Here is a 22,505-nt window from a genome sequence, read left to right as displayed (position 1 = left end):
CATGTCGAGACTGTTGGAGATTGCCGGAGAGAAGCGAGGCCTGCTGATCCTGTCTGGTGTATTGTCATCTGTCAGCGCCGTGCTAATGCTGGTACCATTTTTGTCAGTTTATTTCATCTTGGCCGAGCTACTGCGGCATGCAGCATCTCCTGGACAGGTTGACGGTGATGCAATGATCCGCTGGGGATGGATTGCACTCGGCGGCTTGGTTGGAGGGTTGGTGACCTCATATTGCGGTATTATGTGTTCGCATATTGCGGCTTTTCGTATTCAATATAATCTGCGTGTGCGAATGACCGAACATCTAGGCAGATTGCCGCTCGGCTTCCTGAATGGAACTTCGACCGGCGCAGTGAAGAAGACGCTGGAACAGAATGTTGACAAGGTGGAAAATTTCGTAGCGCATCAGCTCCCTGATCTGGTCAGCGCGCTGGCGTCTACGGTGCTGATGATTGTGGCGATGTTCTGGCTGAGTCCGCCGTTAGCTGTTGCCTGTCTTCTACCGATCCTCATAGGAATGGTTGTGCAGTCAGCACTTATGATGAGCAGTAAGGGAAAAACCAGTGTGAAGCAGTATCATGATTCTTTGGAGCAGATCAATGCTTCGGCGGTGCAGTATGTGCGGGGGATGCCAGCGGTGAAGGTGTTCGGGCAGACGGTGCATTCCTTCCGAAAGTTCTACAGTGATATGACCAGATACCGTGATTATTGTCTGGAGTTTACGGACCGTTATCAGTCAGGTTATGTTCTATTCAAAACATTGCTGGCCTCCTCGTTTACCTTTATTTTACCGGTGGGTGTTTTTATGCTAAGCGGTCAGCCGGATTCCATGTCCTTTGCGCTTGTGCTGCTGTTCTTTCTAATTATGGCACCAGGCGTATCATCTCCGCTCTATAAACTGCTTATGCTGGCTTCGAGCACCCGGGATATCGGCGAAGGCGTAGAGCGGATGGATCGTCTTTTAGCACAGCAGCCTGTACCAGAAATAGCAAAGCCGCTATCACCGCAAGCTTTCGACGTTGAATTTATGGACGTAACCTTTTCTTACAGTGAAGATGAGGGGGCTGCGGCTGCGCTCAGCGAGGTCTCTTTCCGGGCAGTACAAGGGAAGGTTACAGCGCTGGTTGGACCGTCAGGATCAGGTAAATCGACGGTGGCCAGCTTGGTGCCGCGGTTCTGGGACCCGCAAGAGGGTGCGATCCGTATCGGTGGAGTGGATATCCGTCATATGGCGATTCATGAACTGATGAATACAGTTGCTTTTGTATTTCAGGAGACCTTCCTGTTCTATGACACTTTGTATGAGAATATTGCCGTCGGCAAACCGGGAGCCACGCTGGATGAAGTCCAGGCTGCAGCAAGAGCTGCGCAATGCGACGAGTTCATCTCTCGGCTTCCGCAGGGATACGATACGTTAATCGGTGAAGGTGGCGTCTATCTCTCCGGTGGTGAAGAGCAGCGTATTGCGGTAGCCCGGGCTATCCTCAAAAATGCACCGGTACTTGTACTCGACGAAGCGACTGCTTTTGCCGACCCGGAAAATGAGCATCACATGCAGCTGGCACTAACGGAGCTTATGCGCGGGAAGACGGTTATTGTTATTGCTCACAGACTCTCCTCTATTCGTGAAGCCACACAAATTCTGGTACTGCGAGATGGGCAAATCGTGGAGCGCGGAGATCACGATAGTTTGATTGATCTCGATGGACTTTACACTCAAATGTGGCATGCCTACAGTGACGCTGGAGATTGGCATTTGGAAAAAGGAGGGGAACAGCTATGAAGGTGTTGCACAATATTACTGCTGGCAAACCGCAGCAGTTGCTGAAGCCTGTGTTTTTTTCCTTACTGGCTAACATAGTTAGTGTGCTTCCGTTTGCGCTTGTAATTGAGGCGGTGCGGTTGATTTTTGCTCCTTATATTACGGTGGGTGCAGAGCTTCAGATAGAACGGCTTTGGTGGATTTGCGCGGGACTAGCCGCTGTTATGGTGCTGATGTTCCTGAGCGAGATCCCCGCATACCGCACTGCATACCGCGGGGCTTACAATGTTGCGGCACAGGGACGGGCGGAATTAGCAGAACATCTGCGTAAGCTTCCGCTAGGCTACCTGACGCGCCGGGATCCTGGTGATTTGGCCAATATGATGATGGGCGATTTCACGCTGGTTGAGACAGGAATTTCACATCTGCTGCCACAGCTTGCAGGGGCTTTTGTACTGCCGATATTCGCACTTGCGGGTTTACTATTCCTCGACTGGCGGATGGCGCTTTCCATGTTCGTGGCACTGCCGGTTGCCCTCCTAATTATGTACCTGTCAGGCAGACTGCGGCGCAGATTAGGGACGAATCATATGAAAGCGAAACTGAACGCCGCGAATCGGCTACAGGAGTATTTGAATGGTATTCGGGTGATGAAAGCCTACAACCTGACGGGAGAACGCTTTGTCCGTCTGGATAGCTCATTTCGAACTTTGATGAAGGAAAGTGTGAAGCTTGAAGGGATATTCGGACCGGTCATTCTAACGGCTATGGCTCTTCTTCGTGCGGGTCTGACCTTAATGGTATACGTAGGTGTGCATCTATTGTTAGGCGGGGAGCTCGGTATTTTGCAGCTGGCGGTATTCCTTATTGTCGGCACACGCATCTATGATCCACTGACGACGGCGCTCGCCAACTATGCTGAATTCCGGTACAACGAACAAGCGGGTGAACGCATCGTAGACCTGCTTCGCCAGCCGGTAATGACAGGGACTACAGCTCCACTTCCCGATAGCAGTACCATTCGCTTTGACAATGTTACCTTCAGCTATGGAGGTGAGACTGTTCTCAAACAATTAAGCATAGAAATGCCGCAAGGTTCATTGACTGCAATCGTGGGTCCCTCCGGCAGCGGAAAGAGTACAGTGCTGCGTTTGATCTCGCGTTTCTATGATCCTGACGAGGGAAGTGTTCTGCTAGGCGGACGCAATATTAAAGATATTGATCCAGAACATTTGCTAGGGTCTGTGTCGGTTGTGTTTCAGGATGTGTACCTGTTCCAAGATACCATTGGAAACAACATTGCCTTTGGGCGGCCGGGCGCGTCGCAGCAGGATATTCAACAAGCAGCAGAAATGGCCCGTTGCCATGATTTCATTATGAAATTACCGCTAGGTTATGACACGCCGGTAGGCGAGGGTGGCAGTACGCTTTCCGGAGGGGAGAAGCAGCGGATCTCCATTGCTCGTGCGATTCTTAAGAACGCTCCGATTGTATTGCTGGATGAGGCTACTGCATCGCTTGACCCGCAGAATGAAGCCGAAATCCAGAAGGGAATTGATGCGCTGATTACGGGCAGAACCGTTATTGTTATCGCGCATCGGCTGAAAACCATACGAGGAGCAGACAACATTATTGTGCTGGAAGATGGCCGACTGGTGGAGCAGGGACGACATGAAGCTTTACTACTACGAGGCGGATTGTACGACCGTCTCTGGAAGCTGCAGCAGCAATCCGTCGGATTCCGCATCACGTCATAGGGAACGTCATTCACGCTTTTAGGAGGGCAAACGTATGGCTATCACAAAGGATGAATCTAACTGGCCGATTATAAGCCTAAGTCTGGGAGAAAATTTTGATCAGGAAACGGTAGAGGAATATATCGCTTATTGGGAAGAATTGCTCTCCCGTCAATCCCCCTTTGGTCTGATCATGCTGCATTCTTCAGAGAAGAACGCACGTCCGGAGCGTGCAGTCACTCAGCTGTATATGAACTGGTGCAAGAGGAACAAACATGAAATCGCTCAATATTGCTCAGGCATCGCGGTTGTAATGCAGAACGCCAAATTGCTCGCTCTTTACAAGCCGGTTACGGCAGTGTCTACTAAAAGAACCTATGGCTGTCCCGGAGGCGCCTTCGCGAAAGAGGTTGAGGCTGTAAAATGGCTGGAGGAGCAACTGGCTCAAGCATCATCTGTTGCGAAAATTTAATATAGTCGGCTATATCTTCGAAGCGGCAAGTTTAAGCCCTCTTCACCCTTTAGGGTGGAGAGGGCTTTTTCAACGAGTTTCGTTATTTTCCTCTATGCTAAGCGACCGGGAGCGTCAGATTTGATCTATTAAAATTGGTTTGACTAGTCACCTATCATTTGACAATGATAATGGTTATCGTTTACGATTTTGGCTTGTATAGGGATTTGCAGCTGCAAAGAATTAGCATGCTATTGAAATTGGGAGGATTAACAGTGAATTGGGAAGAATACATCCAGATATGGGACACTTCATGGATTCAACTGGTGGATATTCGCCAACATGTGATACGTAGACAGAGTAAGCAGCAACATATACTCCCAGCTAGTTGTTTTATATTTGTCGTGCGAGGGCAAGGTGCGATCTGGTTGGATGGTAATCGGCATTCATTAGAACGATTCTTTGTCTTACATGCGGGAAAAGGAAGTAGCATCAAGTTCGAGGTTGGACATGAGGATGTCACTTACTATTACATTTTATATAGAGGTACTATTTCTACTAAAGCTAGTAAAACAATATTGAAATCCTATCATATAAATAACCCTTTTCATCTGCAATACGCATGTAAACCTATTTCTCCGGTTGTTTTATATCGTCATGCGGAATCGATGTATGAGGAATGGAATCGCAGACCGGCTATGGAACGGTTCCAGGCGAAAATCCAGTTTTATCAGTTCGTATATACACTTGTCCAGCAGTTACAGCTTCAAGGAGTTGCCCCCAAAGAAATAGATTTAGTGGAACAGATCATTCAATACATTCACAAACATTATTATGAACCTATCTCACTTGAATCTATGGCAGAAGTTTGGAATTATAGCATTCAATATTTATCGAGGCAGTTCAAACGCCGGACAGGGAGAAGTCCCATTGAATATGTAATTCAGACGAGGATGGCTAAAGCGAAGGAATTACTGATTCAAACCGATGCCACCGTACAGGAAATTGCTGTAAACGTTGGTTATAGTGATGTCTTTTATTTTACCCGTCTGTTTAAGAAGCAGGTTGGGACGACGCCAGTTCAATACAAAAATAAGGTGAAGACAGGTTTGATCGTTTCAGATAGTCCATGGCAAGAGTTCTTATCCTCCATGGGCAAATATTCTTCTGCTTGTTATATTGATGATGATAATCATTATCAATTAAAACTTGAAGGGGATAAACAGATGTTAAAGGGGATCGAAACGAAAAAAGGATTAATGTTAATGCTTGTGCTTACACTGTTACTTGCAGCTTGCGGAAATGGGAACACTAGCCGTAATAGCAATGCGGGAGCAGAACCAACACAAAGTAAACCTTCCAATCAGGCCATTGAAAAAACGGGTTTGCGGAAAATAGCAACGGTCATGGGGGATGTTAATGTTCCAGCCAATCCCCAACGTGTTGTAGTTGATTGGGATTTGGGGCCAGTCTTGGCCGTTGGGGTAACACCGGTTGGAGCATCAAATACCCAACTGGAGTATTCTCAGTTTCTCAAACCTTTCTTAGATGAGACGGTACAAGATATAGGGGCAGAAGGAAGTATTTCTTTTGAGAAAGTATTAGAGCTAGCGCCAGACGTCATCATAACCTGGAATAAAGATGCTTATAGTAACTATTCTAAGATCGCACCGACCGTATTATTTGATACAAGTAAATACGCAACGATTCAAGAAGAGATTACAGCTATGGGAGAAATCCTTGATCGAGAAGAAGAGGCTAAACAGTTTGTGGCAGATTTCGAAAAACGTAAAATAGCTGCCCGCGAAAAAATTAATAATGTAATTGCAAAAGATGCAACTATTTCTATCGTAGATTATATCACGGTAGAGAAATTTTTAATGGTCATTGGTAATCAGGGTGAGAGAGGCGGTAGAGCTACTTACGATATTTTGGGTCTGAATCCCGCTCCAAAAGTTCAAAGTGAAATCATTGATAAGGAAATGAGCCGTGTTGAAGTTTCTTGGGAAACGGTAAATGATTATGTAGGTGACTATGTTATTGTCCTTACAGTAAAGGACAAAGAACCGCCTAAGTTGCCAGCAACATGGAAGATGTTGGATGCAGTCAAAAACAATCGAGTGATTGAGATTGATATGGAAAAATATTTTGCAGCAGATTCGTACTCCTCCTTGTTACAAGCTGAAGATATTGCCGACAAATTATCGAAGCTGGCTTCATCAAAATAACCTTATTGGATTGAATCTACCTGAAGTCATTTTAAATAAAAAGACGAAGCCATTTATGGCTTCGTCTTTTGTAGGTTTGCATACTTTTTTAATGCTAGAGAATATTGTCCTTTTTACAAATGAACTATTGCACCGAAAGTACAGTCTCCAGCTCAGGGATATATTCCTTGACCATATTGTTGTCTTCCCACAGTCCTGTAGTCCCAGCTGGGGCTTGACCTTCTGATACGACTAAGTATGGTTTGATGGTTACGGTACTCGGTACAGTCTTGAAGGGTTCAAAACGAATATTATAAGATTCGCTTAAGGGTTGAGCACCAACGGGTTTCAGTTGAACGCCACGTTCATCCACAATGTCAAACTGAAGAGCGATGACGCCCTCGTTAGCACCCTTATATTTCGAAGGGATAGAAGCGAGCATTTCTTCTACGCTCTGGCCAGGTTTGGTTTTGTACTCAACGGAGACCTGGGTTGTAATTGGGGTGATTTCCACCTTACTGATCTGCAAGTTAATGTTATCATGATGCTTGGTTTCCTCTGAAGTTAGAGTGGTAAAAGGCGTTGATTTTGTAACGGGCAGAACGAATTCGAACGGGACATCGTAACCCTTTAACGTTACATTTACAGTCAAGTCAAACTGATCAGGGAACTGGACCGTCTGTGTTGTTGTACTCGGCTCATAATAAGTGTTCAAAACCTGAACCATTATGCTGGAAGCAGCCTCACCATCCATGTGTTCGTAACTCCAGAGCAGAGGTTGGCCTTTATAGAGAACCTCAAACTTATCCACTGCCCCTTTATTGGCATCTGAAGGCGGCGAATTGGGCTCCGAAGCCAGACGGTTTCCAGGAGTGGTTATATTCATAAGAATTCGGGTTCCGTCAAATAACAACGTTGGAATATTCATAGTCACATCGCCATGGGTCACGCTTTGGTTTACGTTTGTGATGAAATCCTCGGCTTGTTGAACACCGGGATCTAAGTTCTTTTCACCCCATAATGAATAGATTTGTCCCAGAACCGGAATTTGCTTGAGTGCATCAGCCATTGCGGGCGATACAAAGCCGGAAGACAGGACTGTAACTCCAAGGATTGCAGCGGCTGCAGTGGAAACCCACCATTTATTAAAAGTTTTGGATACATCTATCTTTCTCTGAACGGGGGAAATGGAATTATCGGTTTCCCTGATGATTTGGTAAGTCTCATTCAGCTTGGAGCGGGCAATATCCGATAACTGATCGGGAAGTAGGCTTTGGCAGTTCTTTAATTGTTCTTCTAACTTAGTATTTACCATGTCGCAACTCCATTTCTTGATTGAATTGAGATGAATGCTTTAGCTTTTTGCGGGCGCGATGCAGCCGGGTCTTCACGGCTACCGTAGAAATTTCGAGAATTTCGGAAATTTGACGGATCGACATGTCCTGTAAGTAATGAAGGTGAATGACAATCCGTAGATTCTCCTCAAGATGTTGAACGGCGTCCCATAATTCGATTTTCTCATAATCCTTGGAAATGGAAGGGACTTCGGGAAGCTCTCCATAAGGGAGGGCTCTTGCGTTGTTTTTGATCATTTTGTTGCATTCATTAATCAGGATCCGGAAGATCCACGTTTTGAAAAAAGCGGGCTCTCTGAGTGTATGGATGGACTTAAAGGCTTTAAGCATCGTCTCTTGCAGGGCATCTGCACAATCTTCGTCTTTGTTGACGATGGACCTTGCAGTTCTATATAAAGGTAACTCTATCTCCTGCATCAACTGCACGAATGCTTCTGGGTCCCCAGCTTTGGCTTTGACGACAATAGGATTAATATGCAAAGATTTTTACCTGCTTTCTTGACTAAAAGTCTTAGGATGTTCGTAACGTTACTTAAATATTAGATCGGATAGGTAGCTAGAAGGTTACAACGAAAGAAAACCTAAGATATCCGAAGACTGCACCGCTTGGGCAAAATCAGGACACACGGGATTCTCCAAGCATTCTGGGTTCACAAAATAATGTAGTATCTGGTGGGGCAGTTTTGCTACTGAAAGCAAAAGCCCCCTCCGCCGTTTTGGCGGAAAGGGCCAGTCGTCCATGTTATTTGGTATTTTTAATAATGTTAGGTTTGTTTATTCAACAGTATCTTTAAATTTTCTATTTCTCTCTTATGAAAATCAACGGTCTTACCCTCTGTGACTCTCCAGTCCCTTTCTAGCAGCTCAATTATTTCGTGATGCTTTTCAATAGACTTATCATATTCCCCTTTTATTATATATATATGAGAAATGGCTTCAAATGCATCTGTATACTTTGGACTTGGCTGTAGTTCGTAACCTTTGGAATAGTATTCTATGGCTTCGTCGTACCTGCAAAGTTTAGCCATACAGTCTCCTCTGGAGGACCATGCAAGCCAATCCTCAGGATACAAATCAGTCATTTGCTCCCAGAGAGCCAGCGCCTGAGAAAGGTCGCCCTCTTCCTTGCATATCAGCCCTCCATATTTTTGATATAAATGACCAGGATGGATTTGGTTCAATTGTTCCAGAATTTCTTTTGCTTCAATACATCTGCCGTCTGCGATTAAGTAGTTCATAAGCCAAACATAAGCCTGCCAGTAATTCGGGTGATTCGGCACGAAATTCTTATAATACGCAATGAGTTTATGGTGATTTGAAAAGTTCCAATCAAAAATGATTCCATTCTCCGCATCTCGCAAGGCATTATGATTACTTTTGCTGTCCGGAGCTAATAGCAGCGCATCCTTGGCATAATGGGAAGCCAATTCACGGTGCTCATCTGAACGATGAATGTGTAACTGAGCTAGCAAGGTGAGGGATGGGGATTTTTTTGCGCATCATTTAGTTTTCCTTTTAAAAATTGTTCAGCATAGTTAAAATCGTCTTCGGATATAAAATGTTCAGTACTAATCATATTTCCAATTCGTTCTAAATGGGTATCATCGGTTAATGCAAATAATTCATCAATTGTAACACCAAAAATCACGGATAAATCAGGAAGAATCTGAATATCAGGCATGGTTACATTGTTTTCCCACTTAGATACTGCTTGGGATGACAGATTCAGTTTTGCTGCTAGTTCTTCCTGAGTTAGTCCTTTTTGTAATCGTAGTGTTTTGATTTTTTTTCCTATCTCAATATTCATTTGGATAACCTCCAATTCGTATCATTTCGACTAGTCAATTGAATTATAACTTTTAGTATAAAATATCCTCAATGACCGCTTGGTTAAGCGGATTAACCTATCAGGTTACCTTGGTAGGACGTTGGTTCAATTTATAAGAAGGGCGATTTGAGATTTATCGACAATTCTCCTCTGAGGGTTGGAGGTGAAGAAATGTAAAAAATTTACTTGTGATCTCGATTTTCTTTCTCAAGGTTGCGGAGCATATCTTGTTATGACATACTCGTCAGCAAATGGTTCACTAAGTTAAACGATTGAACGAAACGAAAGCGGTGAGAATCATTAATAAACAGCAACAAGTCGAAGTCATCAAAGACGATTTCAAGATGTGCCAGAAGGTCTTTTTAGCTATTGGTAATGAGACAAGACAATCTATTATTACTGTACTTATGGAGACTACCTGTACGAACGGGTTACGCGTAGGTGAGATTACTGAAAAAACGCATCTATCACGACCTGCTGTCTCCCATCATCTAAGAATCTTAAGAGAAGCCGGAATTATAATGGTGAGGGAAGAAGGCTCTAAAAATTATTATTTTATGGACGTTAGAACAAAATTAGGAGTGTTAAAAAATCTTATAAACCATCTCGATGAATTTATGGAACAATATTATTAGAATTGGAGGTTTCTTAATGAAAGCGATGATCATTGAAAAATACGGAAAAAGTCCTCTTCTAATGGCAGACATTCCAACACCTTCAGTAGTTGATTATGATGTGTTGGCAGAGATCCATGCGGCGAGTATTAATCCTATCGATTTCAAGGTGCGGGATGGCAAAACTCGTATGTTGTTGAAATACGATATGCCGCTTGTGTTAGGAAATGATTTTTCAGGTATAGTCACCAAAGTAGGAAACAAAGTAACTAAATTCAAAATAGGCGATGCAATATACGGACGGCCAAGAAAAAATAGAATTGGAACCTTCGCAGAATATATATCCATACATGAGGACGATATAGCCTTAAAGCCACAAAACCTTTCTTTTGAGGAAGCGGCATCAATCCCATTAGTCGGGCTTACATCCTATCAAGCATTACATGATATATTACAGCTATCGGCAGGGCAAAAGGTATTGATTCAAGCTGGCTCGGGCGGCGTTGGAACCTTTGCTATCCAGCTTGCCAAAGCGATGGGAGTTTATGTGGCTACAACTACTAGCGATGCTGGAGCTAATCTGGTCAAATCTCTTGGGGCCGATCAAATAATCAATTATAAAACAGAACAATTTGATAAGGTCTTACAAAATTATGATGGAGTATTCGATACGATTGGCGGAGAGACATTAGAAAAGGCTTTTAAAATAGTCAAACCAGGCGGACAAATTGTATCGGTTTCTGGGCTGCCCAATGCACGCTTCGGAGTTGAATATGGGTCTGGTTTTTTAAAAACGAGTCTTTTTCGATTGGTTACCCGTAAGCTAACAAAATTAGAAAAGCAATATGATGTCAAATACAGCTTCTTGTTCATGAAACCTAGCGGCAGACAACTGGAGATCATTTCGGAGCTTATAGAAGCAGGGAAAATAAAGCCTGTAATTGATCAAATATTCTCTTTCGAAGAAGCTCAGAAGGCGATGGAGTATTCTGAATTGGGCAGGGCAAAAGGAAAGATCGTATTAAAGATAAAGTGACAGGGAATTTAACCCAACTCATAGAATATAACTACTTGTGTCAAGAAAGGAGAATTTTGATGTGTTTTCACTGTTATAGGAAGATAAGAATCCGTCACCTCTCCGAAACCAACGTGTTAAAGTAAGATACTACACAAATCATATGGGGTGTACCGGATGAAGATAAATAATAATTATTTGAAGGAACAATTAAAACATGTTTACTGGCTTAATGGGGGGCCTTGTGCTGGGAAGACTACCATGACCAAGAAATTTGTAGAGGAGCTAGGCTTTCAAACATTGGGGGATGATGTCTTAAAATACAGACCATTCACTAGTCCTGTTGAATACCCTGCCCTTCAATTTCCTAATCCTGATTTGGATTGGAATGAGTGGTTCAATAAACCTGTAGATGAGCACTGCGAGTGGCTATTTCAAATCGTCGAAGAGATGATGGACTTCTTTATCATTGATTTGTTAACAATTCCTAATAATAAACCAATTATAATAGATTTAGGAATAATGCCTGAACGTATACTACCGTTTATTCCAAAAGAGAGAATGATTTGTTTTTATACGTCCGATGAAGAGATAGAGAGATTATATTACTTTAGAGAAGATCATAAGATGATTTTAGATTGTATTAACGCCTACACGATAAATCCAGAAGAAACGATTAAACACGGTAACAAATCTATGGTTAAGTTCTCCAATGAGATTAAGACTGCTTGTAATAAAATGGGGATCAAAACCGTTGAAAGAATACCAAGTATGAGCGTGGAAGAACAATTTAGGTTAGTTAGAGAACATTTTGGATTGTAGAGATGACCAAAAGGCAGATCTATTACAAAGACCCCTTCCTTGTTTAGGAGGGGGTTGTCTTTATATATTGGTGTAAATTTTAATATAAGTGCAACCCATCCTAAGAATTCTCTACTATATAGATAAGAGTGTTTAAAAGGAGAAAAACGAATGGAAGACCAAGGAATAATCCACCTATACTTACAGCGTTCACAGCAAGCCATTTTAGAGACTAAAAATAAATATGGGGCTTACTGCAGAGTCATTGCAAGAAACATTATTTCAAATTTCTCGGATGTTGAAGAGTGTGAGAACGATACATACTTAGCGGCATGGAATGCGATACCGCCTAATCTGCCTAGGAATTTTTCGGTATTTTTAGGGAGGATCATCCGTAATATTGCGCTTGATAAGTATGGTTATAACACAGCGAAAAAGCGTAATCGTGAGTTTGAAGTCATTCTAACGGAACTAGAAGAATGTCTAGCTTCGCCTGATACTGTAGAAACAGAGTATGAAGAAGGTGAGATCGCAAACTTAATAAATCAATTTTTATATGGCATAGATGAGCAAGCGAGAAACATATTTATTGGAAGGTACTGGTATTCCTATTCAATAGATGAGCTTTCTATGAGATTTAATATGAGTAGTAGTAAAGTGAAATCTATATTATTTAGGACAAGAAATAAACTTCGAGTTCATCTAGACAAAGAGGGGGTTAACCTATGAAAAAAGAAGATTTATTTAAGGAGATCGGACTCATTGATGAAAACTTAATTGAAGCGGCTGGGCACAATGGAACAGAGAAAAGGAAAAAAGGAATTTCTAAAAAGTGGGTTATTTTGGTTGCCTGTCTTGTCCTATATAGTTCAACCGCTTCAGCTTTATTAGCAACAGAATATTATAAAAATCAAAATTCAGAGCCTTACATACGTTATTTAAATGCTGAAGACATGGAGTTAGAGCCTGCTACTCAATATGATGCGGAAAAATTTCTACATGCTTTAAAAAGTGATAATAATGAATATGTATATATTGCTATTAATAGGCTGGTAGAAAGCTTTAATGATCCCACGTTGAGAGTAAAAGCGTTAAAAGAACTTCAGCCATTTATAAAAAATGAGAATCAAAAAATCGCTGATGCGGCTGCTTTTGCCGTAGATATTTTGTCGAAAAGTTATCGGAGCCCTTATATTGTTAAGCTAGCAGATGGAAGTATGATATTTACGTTGTTTAATAATTATTCGGACTATGGAAGTCAAAATGTCATTTGGAGAATAAAAGACAATGTGCTTAAAGAATATTTAAGTTTTTCTGCACCATCTATGTATATTACAAAAATGATCCCTTCTCCAAATCATAAGTTAATTGCGATCGTAACATGCTCTAATAAAAGTAATTTCGTTCAAATTAGCAATATTGAAGAGGGAATGACAAGTCCAGAGTTAATAGAATCTGCAAGAGTCAAATATGGTGCACAAAAAGAACTAGATACATGGATTCGCAACGATCATGAGAATTATAGCTATGCTGATAACCTGGTGTGGAAAGACAATGATACATTAGTATTTGAAGGTTCTCTTGCCTACCAGAATACTGAGATTATTGAGAATGTTACTGTGAAATATCAGTTTAGTAAAAAGATAATAGAAGTAAAAGAGAAGGGGTTGTGACCATCGGATAAACGTACTTTTTTTTCTTGTCCACATTTATACCTTACCAAAACGATGCAATTGCATTTAATGAATAATATCGATAATAAGGGAGGTTTTGAGGATGGGAAATAGAAAAGCTGGCGGTTATGACCCCGTACAGATCTTTAACTCCACATCGTTTAATGCATTTGGAAAAGTTGAATATGCATCCATCTTATGTAGTGATGACAATTATAATGTTCAGCGTGACGAGACTTGGAAAGCTTCTAGCCGTGGAGTCTGTTTGGTGACTAGAATCACTGCAACGGTTAGAACACCGAGTGGAAATATTCAAGCGGAACCTTATACGTCTTCCGGCACTTCTTACAGCCAGTTTGCCATTATACAGGTAGGGGTAAATAAGTTCCAAGTGACGCGTGTTGTAAGTAACAAAAGACGTAAGTAAAATTGCAAGCGGGGGATTATCAAGGATAGGCACCAAGCATGAAAAGACGACAGGCCAAAGATAAGAGGCTGGTCGTCTTTTTTTTCGTTCTAATGTTTCTTATACCATAATATTCTGCGATGCATTGAGGAATCTTTCAAGAGCCGGAATGGGCGTAAGTCCGGTTGATAATTGCCTTCAATGATCCAAATCCGGCAGTTCCTGTCGATGCCTATATCGAACCCGACTTGTCTAAGCTTTGGGTAACGCTCTCCCAGTCGTGTAGCTGCCAATAATGCGATCTGTTCCGCTTTGACAAGCAAGCTCCGATCTCCGATTCGGGCTAATTTGAGTGCCTCAAGGACTGGAATGGTGCGGCTAGCCACATTTGTGACTAGATATCCTTGCGCCGCAACTTTCGCGTATGAGCCTGTCACGATCCAAGTGGATGAAGAGCTCTTTTGTCGCTGAACCATTATCCGAATGTCGAATGGCTTGTGTTGTATTTGGGCAAGCTGCAGACGCCTTTGGACAATATATCCACGACCTCTGTCTTTTTTACGGAACAATTTAAGTAACTTATCGCTGTCTGTCATGGTGAAGACTTTCTTTTCGTTATGAATACGATAGGCGTTTGCACCGTTTCGTTTAATGAACAGGATATCCCTTCCGTAACTCCCGTTGCGGGGTTTTAATACGACGCTTTGATAGTGAAGCAGCATATTCGTTAATGCGTTCTTCTTAAGCAACTGTGTCTCTGGCAGCCGTCCGGCGAGAGAGGAACCTTTGCGAAGGATGCGATATTGCAACCATTTGTCTCTTTTGATTAACATTAGAATCACAGCCTTTTTCAATCTTCTACGGTAATTCTAAGTCAAATTAGGAATCAGTATAAGTGGATATTCGTCCATATTTATGAGCCGAAGCAGGTGAAAAAGGCTTTTAGGCGGCTAAATTTCATTACTGTTCAGCTTCGGCTGGGCGCGGATTATTTATTGGCATTCGCCCAAACACTCTTTCCGCGAATGCATATGATGATTGTGCCTACTCATTGAAAGGAGCGATCATATATGGGATTTTTTCCAACGCCGGGAGGCGGCCAATTCCCAGGGTTTCCGGGTGGACCAGGAGGACCAGGAGGACCAGGAGGACCGGGTGGACCAGGTGGATTTCCTGGGACTCCGGGACCTCCAGGAGCTGCACCGGGAGGCGTTCAAGCGCCGACGGCACCTCCACCGCAATTCGTACCGCAAATGTCGGCCACCGCATTTGCCATCGACCCCGGTGCGATCAGAGGCTGTCTGTTCCGCAACACATACATTTGGCTGAACAACGGCGAGCAATTCTGGTTCTTCCCGGTATTCGTCGGGCGTAATTCTGTTGCAGGGTTCAGATGGTTCGGTCTCTTCTGGGGGTACTTCGGTATTGATTTGAATCGGATTCGCTCGTTCACCTGCTTCTAAAGCAGACAGCGAAAGAGAACAGCCCGGGGGCTGTTCTCTTTGGGGGTCTTTTATGGATTTATATCCTGGTATTTGTCGATATACAGACTCCCGTCCAATTGGAGCTCTGCGTAAAATACTTGATCTAAAGAATGAATGTTGGCTTTCTTTAATTGTTGGTTGAGCCAGACAACGGAGACATCTATTTTATTAAGATTCTTTTCTACGATTTTACCATCGATGATAAGCTCAGTTGGGATATTGTGAATAGGTGCAACGTTTACTTTTATATCTTTTTTTGTTGCAGGCAGCAGTTCTTCTTTTATCAACACGCTAAGTTTACCGTCAGGTTCCAGAATTGCAAATTCGACTTCTTCGGGTGAAAAGACATCCTTATTCCGAAGTAACATGCTTAAATCGTCGATGTTGAGGTGCTGCTTAGCTAATGCCTCTTCCAGAATCTTGCCTTGTTTGACGAGAATCGTAGGTTGGCCGTCGAGAATCTCACGTGCTTTGACAGAGCGCAGTCCAATCAATGCAACGCTGAACGCCAAGAGCGACCATAAGACCAAGCTAGATATTCCTTGCAGCAGCGTGATTTGTCTGTTGACGATAATTTCCGCAGTGGTGGAGCCGAAGGTGATCCCTGTTACATAATTGAAAAACGTTAGATGTCCGACTTGTTTTTTACCGAGAAGACGCGTCAAAACGAGTAGAGCAACGAAAGACGTTGCCGTACGAAATAGAATTTCTCCATATGTCATATGCTGAGCCCCTTCTTGCATAACAGATAGTCTTAAAGTGACCCCCATTTTCCTCGCTTATACTTGTTAAGTGAAAGGAATCGAATGAACATGAACGGCTGGACGAACGTTTAGATAGGACATGCCGTTGTGTTTTTAGTTAGAAACTGACAAAAAAGTATCCTGACTTTATAATTGTTTTATATATCCAAGTAGTGTCGCTGATCAGGAGGACGGAATGCAATTTCAACCAATGTATTATGACGGGGAATTATTTCTACCGAAGATTGAATTAAATATGATATTGAACCAATCGGTTGCTATTATAACGGACTTGAAGCGAAAGCAGCTTTTAATGAATCAATTAGTGGACCATTCTCAATATTATTTATTTCGGGCTGGGCAAAGCGAGTATATGCGTTTAACGGTGGAAGAGCTAATTACTTTTCTTATCCAAGTAACGGAGAGGAATGAGCGTGCCGCTTTGTTAATGGATTATTTTGTTCTAAAAGAAGAACGGAAGGTGAGGATCAAGGATCTAAGCTCATCTAAAAGGATGTATGTGACCTTGCTACGTGTTTTTTTTGCGCATCAGCCTACGCTTGTACTGGAGGAACCTTATTTTTACTTGGAAGAGCAGGATCGTCGTCAATTCAAACGGATTCTGGATGATCTTTCGCAAGAAAAGCAGATATTAATTTTAACTTCGAATTTAGAGGATGCCCTTATTTCCTGTGATACCATTTATCGGTTGAACGAGTCCGGATTTCATCCATTGGATATTCGGGACTTCGAAGAGGATAAGCAGGAATTACAGAAACAAGACGAGACCAATATAACCTTGCAGAAGATCTCAACCAAAAGAAATGACAAAGTAATTTTATTTAATCCGCCTGAAATCGATTTTATAGAAAGTGTAGAGGGTTCGATCCTTGTTCATGTGGATGGGGAAAATTATGACTGTGCTTTGACGTTGACCGAACTCGAGCAAAGATTGTTAAATTTCGGTTTTTTTAGGTGTCATCGGTCCTACATCGTTAATCTGCAAAAAGTAAGAGAGATTATTACATGGACGAAGAATAGCTACAGCTTGCGGTTAAATACAGGTAAAGATGCTGTGGTTCCGTTATCCCGTTCAAAATTGTCTGAATTAAAAGCACTTCTGAACATTTAATTTCCTGGGTAATGTCGAACCAATCAAGCACTTTGTGGTACTATTCAGGCGATAATAGCTACATTTCGGCGGGTTTTGATGGCTGGAAGCATGCAATCTTTATATGCTTAAGGCATCAACGCTAAGGAAGTGGTGTTAATGGATGTTATCCAAGTAGAACGTGTCCGTAAGAGATTTGGAAATAAAGATGCGTTGGCAGATGTGTCTTTTTCAATTCCAAAAGGGGAAATTTTTGGCTTCCTCGGTCCGAGCGGTTCAGGAAAAACGACATTAATCAAGATTTTAACTGCGCAGTTAAATCCGACAAGTGGACAGGCAAGTGTATTTAACCAGCCAGCGGAGATGATGCAGCAGTCTGCACAGAAGATGCGCTTCGGCATTTTGACGGATAACAGTGGTCTATATGAAAGATTATCGATTGAGGAAAATTTGGAGCTGTATCGTAAGTTATATGATCTTCCCAGATCTGCGGTCGATAAGGTGCTGCAGTTTGTAAACTTAAGCGGAGAGCGCAAAAAGAAAGTCAATCTCTTATCGAAAGGGATGCGTCAGCGTGTCATGTTGGCCTGCGCGATTATCCATGAGCCCGAATTATTATTTCTAGATGAACCTACTTCGGCTTTAGATCCGGTAAACTCAGCACATATTTATAAAGGCTTACGCTACTTAAATGACAAAGGGACAACGATTTTTTTAACTACGCATGACATGGCTGAGGCAGAATTGATATGCAACCGCGTAGCGATTCTGTATCAGGGGCAAATCCAAACCATCGGTGCACCGAAGGATCTTAAACGACAGCACCGGGAGAACGTAGTTTGTGTTGAATTAATCAATGGGGAAGCTTACGAGCTCCCGATCGATGAGGGAACGGCTGATCAAATCGCGGATTGGATGAGACGAGGGTTAATTGACCGGTTAGAAACGAAAGAGCCAAGTCTAGGTGATATTTTTATTAAAATGACAGGAAGTGAGTTACTATGAGTATCTCATTAAAACGTGTCCAGGCGATATTTGTGAAGGATTACAAAGAGTTTTCTCGCAATTATGCGATCTCCATTATGTTGATTTTTCCAATTATCATTGCACTTCTTTTTCGACGTGTAGACCCGTCTGTGCCTGGAGTTTTCGCTATAGTTCTTAATCTTTCGTTTGTGGTAGTAGCCTGCTTTGCACAAGCATGCTTGATTGCGGAAGAAAAGGAGCATAACACTTTAAGATCATTAATGATGACTCCGGCCACGACCATGGATGTTTTAATCGGTAAAAGTACTTTAGTCTTTGTAATGTCTGCTGTTGTTCTGGCTATTGTTACGTACATAATTGGTTATGAGCCAGCTAGTATATGGGCGTTTGTGTCAGCATTGATTCTTTCGATTATTTTATACACAGCACTCGGAACGATATGTGGTTTATTCTCCAAGACGGTGCTTGAAGCATCCTTAGCTATACTTCCTGTGATGTTCGTATTCACTGGGGCACCATGGGGAACGTTACTAGTGGATGATTTTCCTATCTTCAAAGTGCTGGAGTACGTACCAAGCACTCAACTTGTGTATTTCTTAGAAATAAGCAATATAAGCTTTACGACGGGAGATTTATTAAAACCCCTCCTCATTACCTTGGCGTGGACAGTTGTGCTAACAGTAGTGTCTGTCATTTTGTATCAGCGGCGGTTGAAGGACGAGTAAGGGTACTCTTAAGGGACTTTAGCCAGCCTTCGATGGGTCTTTGGTAGGGTCGAAACAAGCGGCCGACTGAGACTATATGACGATTATTCTCTAATTGAGGCTGTGATGTTGTCATGACGGGGCCTGCTGGGTAATAAAGATGATTAGAACTTTCAAATTTGGCTGAATTTGGATTGGGAGCCGAGGAAAGGGAGGGAAAGATCATGGCGGCACAGACAGTATCAGGCATCAGCTCTGTACAGACCATTGCGGCCTACGGCGGTACAGAGAGTGATGTCAGTTCCCTGGAGAAACAGCGGAACCGGCTGATGATGGAACTGGATAAAGTGAATGCGGCACAAGGAAGTGAGATGCAGACTCCTTATCGCCGGGAGCAGCTGCAGCGGCAAATCCGGCTGCTGGAGTCCCAACTCGTACAGAAAAGCGGGAGTAGCGCCCCCGTAAATTTTGTACCGGCTTCTCCGCTTCAAGATCACCTCCCCCTCTCGCGGATTGAGTGGAAGGGAGGCCTCAAGGGCATCGGTCTGACCGATCCCCGGACGGCGACGGTGAACTCGGAGGGCCATTTCGACGCGTTAATTTAGGCAAGAGAGAGAAGGTGCGAAAAGCGTCCGGTGATGAACCGGCTTTTCGCACCTCTTTTTTGAATGCGCGGTGAACCGTATCTTAAGTAGCGGCAAGTTTCTCCTAGGTACCCAGCAAAACTGTGCATGAGATGTCGGATGGATGCCGACGATACTTGCTATATTGTTAGTGAAGGGAGGTCATTCGAATGGATTTGCTTGCAAATCTGAACGGGGCTCTACAATACATTGAAGAGAATCTTGCTGATGATATAGACCTGAAGGAAGCGGCGAGGTTGGCTTGTTGTTCCGAATATCATTTTTCTAGAATGTTCTCATTTCTTGCAGGCATCACGCTATCAGAATACATCCGTCGGAGACGCCTGACATCTGCGGCATTTGAGCTTCAAGCTGGAGAATTAAGAGTTATGGATGTGGCGGTGAAATATGGATATAGCTCAGCAGACGCATTTTCTAGAGCTTTCCAAGGCTTGCACGGTATTCCGCCCTCTTCGGTAAAGTTGCATGGCCCTTCATTAAAAGCCTATCCGCGCTTGACCTTTCAATTAACGATTCAAGGGGGTAGTGCAATGAACTATCGTATCATTGAAAAAGAGTCATTCTGTATCGTAGGCATTACGAGAAGGGTACCTATCCAATTTAATGGCGTAAATCCGGAAATCGCATCTATGTGGAAAAGCTTAACTAGCGATGACATCGACCAGCTCAAAAAGCTCTCGAATGTCGAACCTCAGGGACTGATTCAAGCATCGATGAATTTTTCTGAGGGGAGAATGGAAGAAAAGGGGGAACTTGACCATTATGTTGGCGTTGCTACAACCAAGGAATGCCCCGAAAATTTAACGAAACTAGATGTTCCTGCAGCAACATGGGCTGTATTCGAAGCCGTTGGACCATTTCCCGATACATTGCAAAATGTCTGGGGACGCATCTATTCTGAATGGTTCCCTACCGCTAATTATGAGTTGGCAAGAGGCCCGGAGATTTTATGGAATGAGAGTAAGGATATATCTTCACCGACCTTCAGAAGTGAGATTTGGATACCGGTTTTGAAAAAATAATAAACGGTGATTACTATTGCACTTCTGATTTGTCAGGCCATCCCATAGAAGGATGGCCTTTTTTTGTTGTGGGGGATGGTTTGTAAAGTTGAGATTGACCCTTATTTTTACATATGAGAGAATAATGGAAATTTAAAAATGAAAGGAAAATAATGTATGAGCAATCTTTTCCGATTCATTCCTATTAGTCAACTAGCAGATAAATTTCCGGAAGGATCTTGGTGGGCGAAGTTTTACCAGGATTTCAGTGACGAGCAGCTAGCCGCTTATTATGAAGGGGATTTGACGCTGCCTTCTCTTAATCTGGATTGGGAGCAGGCTTTCCCGCAACAAAAAGAGGTAATCATCATTTTTATCGATGGGAATTTTACTGTAGACAATCTCTATAATAAAGAAACAGATGGTGCCATAGGGCTTATGGTAACCGGTAATTTGAATGCGAAAAATATAGCTGTAGGCGGTCAGGAAATCTATGTTTCGGGCAATCTGATGGTTGAGGAAATATTGTGCGGCACCTACAATCATGGGGAAACAATTGTTATAGGTGATCTTAGCGCTGCTGTTTTAGTTCAGGATGACGAGTACAGCATCAAAGTAGACGGGCAGAAATCTATTGCATGCTTAGTAAATGTATGGGAGGGAGACGGCGTATTTCAGGAGCTTCCGGTGGACATTCATGAGGTGTTGATTGATGAAGTTTTTCTGGATATGGATGAGGAGGACATGGAATTTTCCTTTTGCACGCTGGTGAATGTTATTGTAGAAAGGCGTTCCGCATTGAAAAAAGTAAATGAAACCCTCACGAGAAAGAAACCTGTTCATTTATATTTTACCCATAACACGATCAATGAGGAAAATATATTGAAATTGACTCAGTGTATTTTAATGACGGATGACAAACCATCTTTTGATTTTCAGGAGCAAGGCGTATTTTTCAAAGTTCAACTGGAGCATATTGATGCAGACGGGGATGAGCGGGATCTCAGCGTTTATATGAAAGATCACCGGCATCACTATTATATTTGGCTGGAGCAAGATCATTCCATCGGTTTGTTGAGGAGAACCATAGATGAAGGGTCTGAGTGGGAGGATATTACAGAAGAGTCTCAGGAACAGCTAGCGGAGATTAGCGATTGCTGGACTATGTTGTTGACCTGTATTAATATGGCTGAGCTTTATTTACGAAACATTGAGGTCCAATATGTGCAAGACATTTTGCAACACGATGTGATTCAGGAATTATATTCGGAAGAAGAGGAGGATGACGGGTTCTGGGACGGCTCAAAATATTACAGCTTCCGTAATGCGCATACGGACGAGGACGGAGACTACCTGCATGCTCGGATTGAAATCAAGACTCCAGATGAAGCGTATTATTTTTATACAGTGGATCATGGAACTTATGTTTCCCGGCATTATCAGCCGCCCAATCAATATGGCAAGCAGGACATGTCTTTTTTGGACCTTAGGCGCTGGGAGGCATCAGAGCAGTATTTTACAAGATTCAAGCAATTTATTGATCAGAAGATAGAGGCTGGTGTAAATAGTTAGGCTTGATGACGTTCTAAGAGATGAGCTTTGTCGTCAAGGAGGTCACGCATCACGCATGGCAACTGATCTTCCACCGAGGAGACCAGCATGGCTGAAACAACAAAACAGGCGAGAGGGAAGCACCAATACTTCCTCCTCGCCTATTCGTGTTCATGCATTTTGTCTAGGGTTTATCCACTTTACTCCGGTGTTCCTTGGGTTAACCCATGGATATACGTGAGCGTCGGAGAATCGACGGCCCCTTGCCCCGGATTATAGGTAAAGGAGTACTCGATGGTATCGCCGTGTTGCAGGTTATTTACAGGGTAGGTATAGTTACCGTTCCCTGCTGGGGTCATGGCTACGTTTAGCTGCCCTATTTCGATTTTCAATACCTATATCCCATCTGGTAGAATAGGGAAAACCATATTT

General features: G+C 42.9%; 24 protein-coding genes. 17 read left to right on the top strand and 7 right to left on the bottom strand.

Going from position 1 to position 22,505, the window contains the following annotated elements:
* The first annotated feature begins 1 nt into the window (after position 1).
* The 4 genes from NST34_RS26575 to NST34_RS26560 all read left to right on the top strand — a co-directional run bounded on the left by NST34_RS26575 (position 2) and on the right by NST34_RS26560 (position 6,177).
* Complete coding sequence (locus NST34_RS26575) at positions 2-1,783, top strand: ABC transporter ATP-binding protein (protein ID WP_445667700.1); 1,782 nt, start codon at positions 2-4, stop codon at positions 1,781-1,783.
* Positions 1,780-3,519, top strand: coding sequence for an ABC transporter ATP-binding protein (locus tag NST34_RS26570; RefSeq protein ID WP_341129095.1), 1,740 nt, complete (start codon positions 1,780-1,782; stop codon positions 3,517-3,519). Before NST34_RS26575 ends, NST34_RS26570 begins: the two co-directional genes overlap by 4 nt.
* A gap of 34 nt (positions 3,520-3,553) precedes the next feature.
* Positions 3,554-3,970 carry a hypothetical protein gene (locus tag NST34_RS26565; RefSeq protein ID WP_076285996.1) on the top strand — a complete coding sequence of 139 codons (417 nt, stop codon included), beginning with the start codon at positions 3,554-3,556 and terminating at the stop codon, positions 3,968-3,970.
* Positions 3,971-4,224: 254 nt separating this feature from the next.
* Positions 4,225-6,177 (top strand): AraC family transcriptional regulator, encoded by a 1,953-nt coding sequence (locus tag NST34_RS26560; protein WP_341129094.1) that lies wholly within the window; start codon positions 4,225-4,227, stop codon positions 6,175-6,177.
* 124 nt (positions 6,178-6,301) lie between these two features.
* On the opposite strand, the gene NST34_RS26555 is transcribed toward NST34_RS26560, so the two are convergent.
* The 4 genes from NST34_RS26555 to NST34_RS26540 form a co-directional block, all read right to left on the bottom strand.
* Complete coding sequence (locus NST34_RS26555; protein WP_341129093.1) at positions 6,302-7,471, bottom strand: DUF4179 domain-containing protein; 1,170 nt, start codon at positions 7,469-7,471, stop codon at positions 6,302-6,304.
* A complete protein-coding gene (locus NST34_RS26550) occupies positions 7,458-7,991 on the bottom strand; it encodes an RNA polymerase sigma factor (RefSeq protein ID WP_076286001.1) in 534 nt (177 codons plus the stop codon). Before NST34_RS26550 ends, NST34_RS26555 begins: the two co-directional genes overlap by 14 nt.
* A 284-nt stretch (positions 7,992-8,275) precedes the next feature.
* Positions 8,276-8,983: a tetratricopeptide repeat protein gene (locus NST34_RS26545; protein ID WP_341129092.1), complete on the bottom strand. Its 708-nt coding sequence runs from the start codon at positions 8,981-8,983 to the stop codon at positions 8,276-8,278.
* A complete protein-coding gene (locus NST34_RS26540; RefSeq protein WP_341129091.1) occupies positions 8,977-9,318 on the bottom strand; it encodes a helix-turn-helix domain-containing protein in 342 nt (113 codons plus the stop codon). The genes NST34_RS26545 and NST34_RS26540 overlap by 7 nt, the downstream gene beginning before the upstream one ends.
* Before the next feature lie 365 nt (positions 9,319-9,683).
* Between NST34_RS26540 and NST34_RS26535 the strand changes: the two genes are divergently transcribed.
* The 6 genes from NST34_RS26535 (at position 9,684) to NST34_RS26510 (ending at position 13,869) form a co-directional block, all read left to right on the top strand.
* Positions 9,684-9,974, top strand: coding sequence for an ArsR/SmtB family transcription factor (locus NST34_RS26535; protein WP_042194449.1), 291 nt, complete (start codon positions 9,684-9,686; stop codon positions 9,972-9,974).
* 16 nt (positions 9,975-9,990) lie between these two features.
* Entirely contained in the window at positions 9,991-10,989 is a 999-nt protein-coding gene (locus tag NST34_RS26530; protein WP_341129090.1) for an NADP-dependent oxidoreductase, read from the top strand.
* 156 nt (positions 10,990-11,145) lie between these two features.
* Positions 11,146-11,790: a hypothetical protein gene (locus tag NST34_RS26525; protein WP_149644778.1), complete on the top strand. Its 645-nt coding sequence runs from the start codon at positions 11,146-11,148 to the stop codon at positions 11,788-11,790.
* Positions 11,791-11,940: 150 nt separating this feature from the next.
* The gene (locus NST34_RS26520; RefSeq protein WP_076286005.1) at positions 11,941-12,498 is read left to right on the top strand and encodes an RNA polymerase sigma factor; all 558 of its coding nucleotides are present in this window, start codon (positions 11,941-11,943) and stop codon (positions 12,496-12,498) included.
* On the top strand, positions 12,495-13,442 hold the full coding sequence (locus tag NST34_RS26515) for a hypothetical protein (protein ID WP_341129089.1): 948 nt from the start codon (positions 12,495-12,497) through the stop codon (positions 13,440-13,442). The genes NST34_RS26520 and NST34_RS26515 overlap by 4 nt, the downstream gene beginning before the upstream one ends.
* A gap of 103 nt (positions 13,443-13,545) precedes the next feature.
* Positions 13,546-13,869, top strand: a complete 324-nt coding sequence (locus NST34_RS26510) for a hypothetical protein (RefSeq protein WP_076300430.1) — start codon at positions 13,546-13,548, stop codon at positions 13,867-13,869.
* 89 nt (positions 13,870-13,958) lie between these two features.
* On the opposite strand, the gene NST34_RS26505 is transcribed toward NST34_RS26510, so the two are convergent.
* Entirely contained in the window at positions 13,959-14,681 is a 723-nt protein-coding gene (locus NST34_RS26505; RefSeq protein ID WP_076300431.1) for a YheC/YheD family protein, read from the bottom strand.
* Between the two features lie 237 nt (positions 14,682-14,918).
* Here NST34_RS26505 and NST34_RS26500 point away from each other — a divergent pair, with 237 nt between their 5' ends.
* Positions 14,919-15,311, top strand: a complete 393-nt coding sequence (locus NST34_RS26500; protein ID WP_341129088.1) for a collagen-like protein — start codon at positions 14,919-14,921, stop codon at positions 15,309-15,311.
* 50 nt (positions 15,312-15,361) lie between these two features.
* Here the strand turns inward: NST34_RS26500 and NST34_RS26495 are convergent, their stop codons facing one another.
* Entirely contained in the window at positions 15,362-16,054 is a 693-nt protein-coding gene (locus NST34_RS26495) for a DUF421 domain-containing protein (RefSeq protein ID WP_341129600.1), read from the bottom strand.
* 217 nt (positions 16,055-16,271) lie between these two features.
* On the opposite strand from NST34_RS26495, the gene NST34_RS26490 reads away from it, so the two are divergent.
* From NST34_RS26490 to NST34_RS26465, 6 genes are all read left to right on the top strand, one after another.
* Positions 16,272-17,207, top strand: a complete 936-nt coding sequence (locus NST34_RS26490; RefSeq protein WP_076300433.1) for a LytTR family transcriptional regulator DNA-binding domain-containing protein — start codon at positions 16,272-16,274, stop codon at positions 17,205-17,207.
* A 138-nt stretch (positions 17,208-17,345) separates the two neighbouring features.
* Complete coding sequence (locus NST34_RS26485) at positions 17,346-18,191, top strand: ABC transporter ATP-binding protein (RefSeq protein WP_076300434.1); 846 nt, start codon at positions 17,346-17,348, stop codon at positions 18,189-18,191.
* Positions 18,188-18,898, top strand: coding sequence for an ABC transporter permease (locus NST34_RS26480; protein ID WP_076286011.1), 711 nt, complete (start codon positions 18,188-18,190; stop codon positions 18,896-18,898). Before NST34_RS26485 ends, NST34_RS26480 begins: the two co-directional genes overlap by 4 nt.
* Positions 18,899-19,101: 203 nt before the next feature.
* Complete coding sequence (locus NST34_RS26475; protein ID WP_341129087.1) at positions 19,102-19,482, top strand: hypothetical protein; 381 nt, start codon at positions 19,102-19,104, stop codon at positions 19,480-19,482.
* Between the two features lie 188 nt (positions 19,483-19,670).
* A complete protein-coding gene (locus NST34_RS26470; protein ID WP_042191405.1) occupies positions 19,671-20,543 on the top strand; it encodes an AraC family transcriptional regulator in 873 nt (290 codons plus the stop codon).
* 156 nt (positions 20,544-20,699) lie between these two features.
* Complete coding sequence (locus NST34_RS26465; protein WP_076286014.1) at positions 20,700-22,094, top strand: hypothetical protein; 1,395 nt, start codon at positions 20,700-20,702, stop codon at positions 22,092-22,094.
* A 179-nt stretch (positions 22,095-22,273) separates the two neighbouring features.
* Here the strand turns inward: NST34_RS26465 and NST34_RS26460 are convergent, their stop codons facing one another.
* On the bottom strand, positions 22,274-22,465 hold the full coding sequence (locus NST34_RS26460) for a hypothetical protein (RefSeq protein WP_340972674.1): 192 nt from the start codon (positions 22,463-22,465) through the stop codon (positions 22,274-22,276).
* Positions 22,466-22,505: the final 40 nt, after the last annotated feature.

The organism is Paenibacillus sp. FSL H7-0714, from assembly GCF_038003765.1.
Taxonomy (GTDB): domain Bacteria; phylum Bacillota; class Bacilli; order Paenibacillales; family Paenibacillaceae; genus Paenibacillus_AQ.
This window is presented reverse-complemented; position numbering and strand designations above follow the sequence as displayed.

Excerpts from the sequence above, each read along its gene's own strand:
- NST34_RS26515 (WP_341129089.1), top strand. The coding sequence starts at position 12,495 with ATGAAAAAAGAAGATTTATTTAAGGAGATCGGACTCATTGATGAAAAC.
- NST34_RS26480 (WP_076286011.1), top strand. The coding sequence starts at position 18,188 with ATGAGTATCTCATTAAAACGTGTCCAGGCGATATTTGTGAAGGATTAC.
- NST34_RS26475 (WP_341129087.1), top strand. The coding sequence starts at position 19,102 with ATGGCGGCACAGACAGTATCAGGCATCAGCTCTGTACAGACCATTGCG.
- NST34_RS26510 (WP_076300430.1), top strand. The coding sequence starts at position 13,546 with ATGGGAAATAGAAAAGCTGGCGGTTATGACCCCGTACAGATCTTTAAC.
- NST34_RS26555 (WP_341129093.1), bottom strand. The coding sequence starts at position 7,471 with ATGGTAAATACTAAGTTAGAAGAACAATTAAAGAACTGCCAAAGCCTA.
- NST34_RS26490 (WP_076300433.1), top strand. The coding sequence starts at position 16,272 with ATGCAATTTCAACCAATGTATTATGACGGGGAATTATTTCTACCGAAG.
- NST34_RS26470 (WP_042191405.1), top strand. The coding sequence starts at position 19,671 with ATGGATTTGCTTGCAAATCTGAACGGGGCTCTACAATACATTGAAGAG.
- NST34_RS26505 (WP_076300431.1), bottom strand. The coding sequence starts at position 14,681 with ATGTTAATCAAAAGAGACAAATGGTTGCAATATCGCATCCTTCGCAAA.
- NST34_RS26485 (WP_076300434.1), top strand. The coding sequence starts at position 17,346 with ATGGATGTTATCCAAGTAGAACGTGTCCGTAAGAGATTTGGAAATAAA.
- NST34_RS26520 (WP_076286005.1), top strand. The coding sequence starts at position 11,941 with ATGGAAGACCAAGGAATAATCCACCTATACTTACAGCGTTCACAGCAA.
- NST34_RS26570 (WP_341129095.1), top strand. The coding sequence starts at position 1,780 with ATGAAGGTGTTGCACAATATTACTGCTGGCAAACCGCAGCAGTTGCTG.
- NST34_RS26500 (WP_341129088.1), top strand. The coding sequence starts at position 14,919 with ATGGGATTTTTTCCAACGCCGGGAGGCGGCCAATTCCCAGGGTTTCCG.
- NST34_RS26530 (WP_341129090.1), top strand. The coding sequence starts at position 9,991 with ATGAAAGCGATGATCATTGAAAAATACGGAAAAAGTCCTCTTCTAATG.
- NST34_RS26495 (WP_341129600.1), bottom strand. The coding sequence starts at position 16,054 with ATGACATATGGAGAAATTCTATTTCGTACGGCAACGTCTTTCGTTGCT.
- NST34_RS26535 (WP_042194449.1), top strand. The coding sequence starts at position 9,684 with ATGTGCCAGAAGGTCTTTTTAGCTATTGGTAATGAGACAAGACAATCT.
- NST34_RS26525 (WP_149644778.1), top strand. The coding sequence starts at position 11,146 with ATGAAGATAAATAATAATTATTTGAAGGAACAATTAAAACATGTTTAC.
- NST34_RS26575 (WP_445667700.1), top strand. The coding sequence starts at position 2 with ATGTCGAGACTGTTGGAGATTGCCGGAGAGAAGCGAGGCCTGCTGATC.
- NST34_RS26540 (WP_341129091.1), bottom strand. The coding sequence starts at position 9,318 with ATGAATATTGAGATAGGAAAAAAAATCAAAACACTACGATTACAAAAA.
- NST34_RS26565 (WP_076285996.1), top strand. The coding sequence starts at position 3,554 with ATGGCTATCACAAAGGATGAATCTAACTGGCCGATTATAAGCCTAAGT.
- NST34_RS26465 (WP_076286014.1), top strand. The coding sequence starts at position 20,700 with ATGAGCAATCTTTTCCGATTCATTCCTATTAGTCAACTAGCAGATAAA.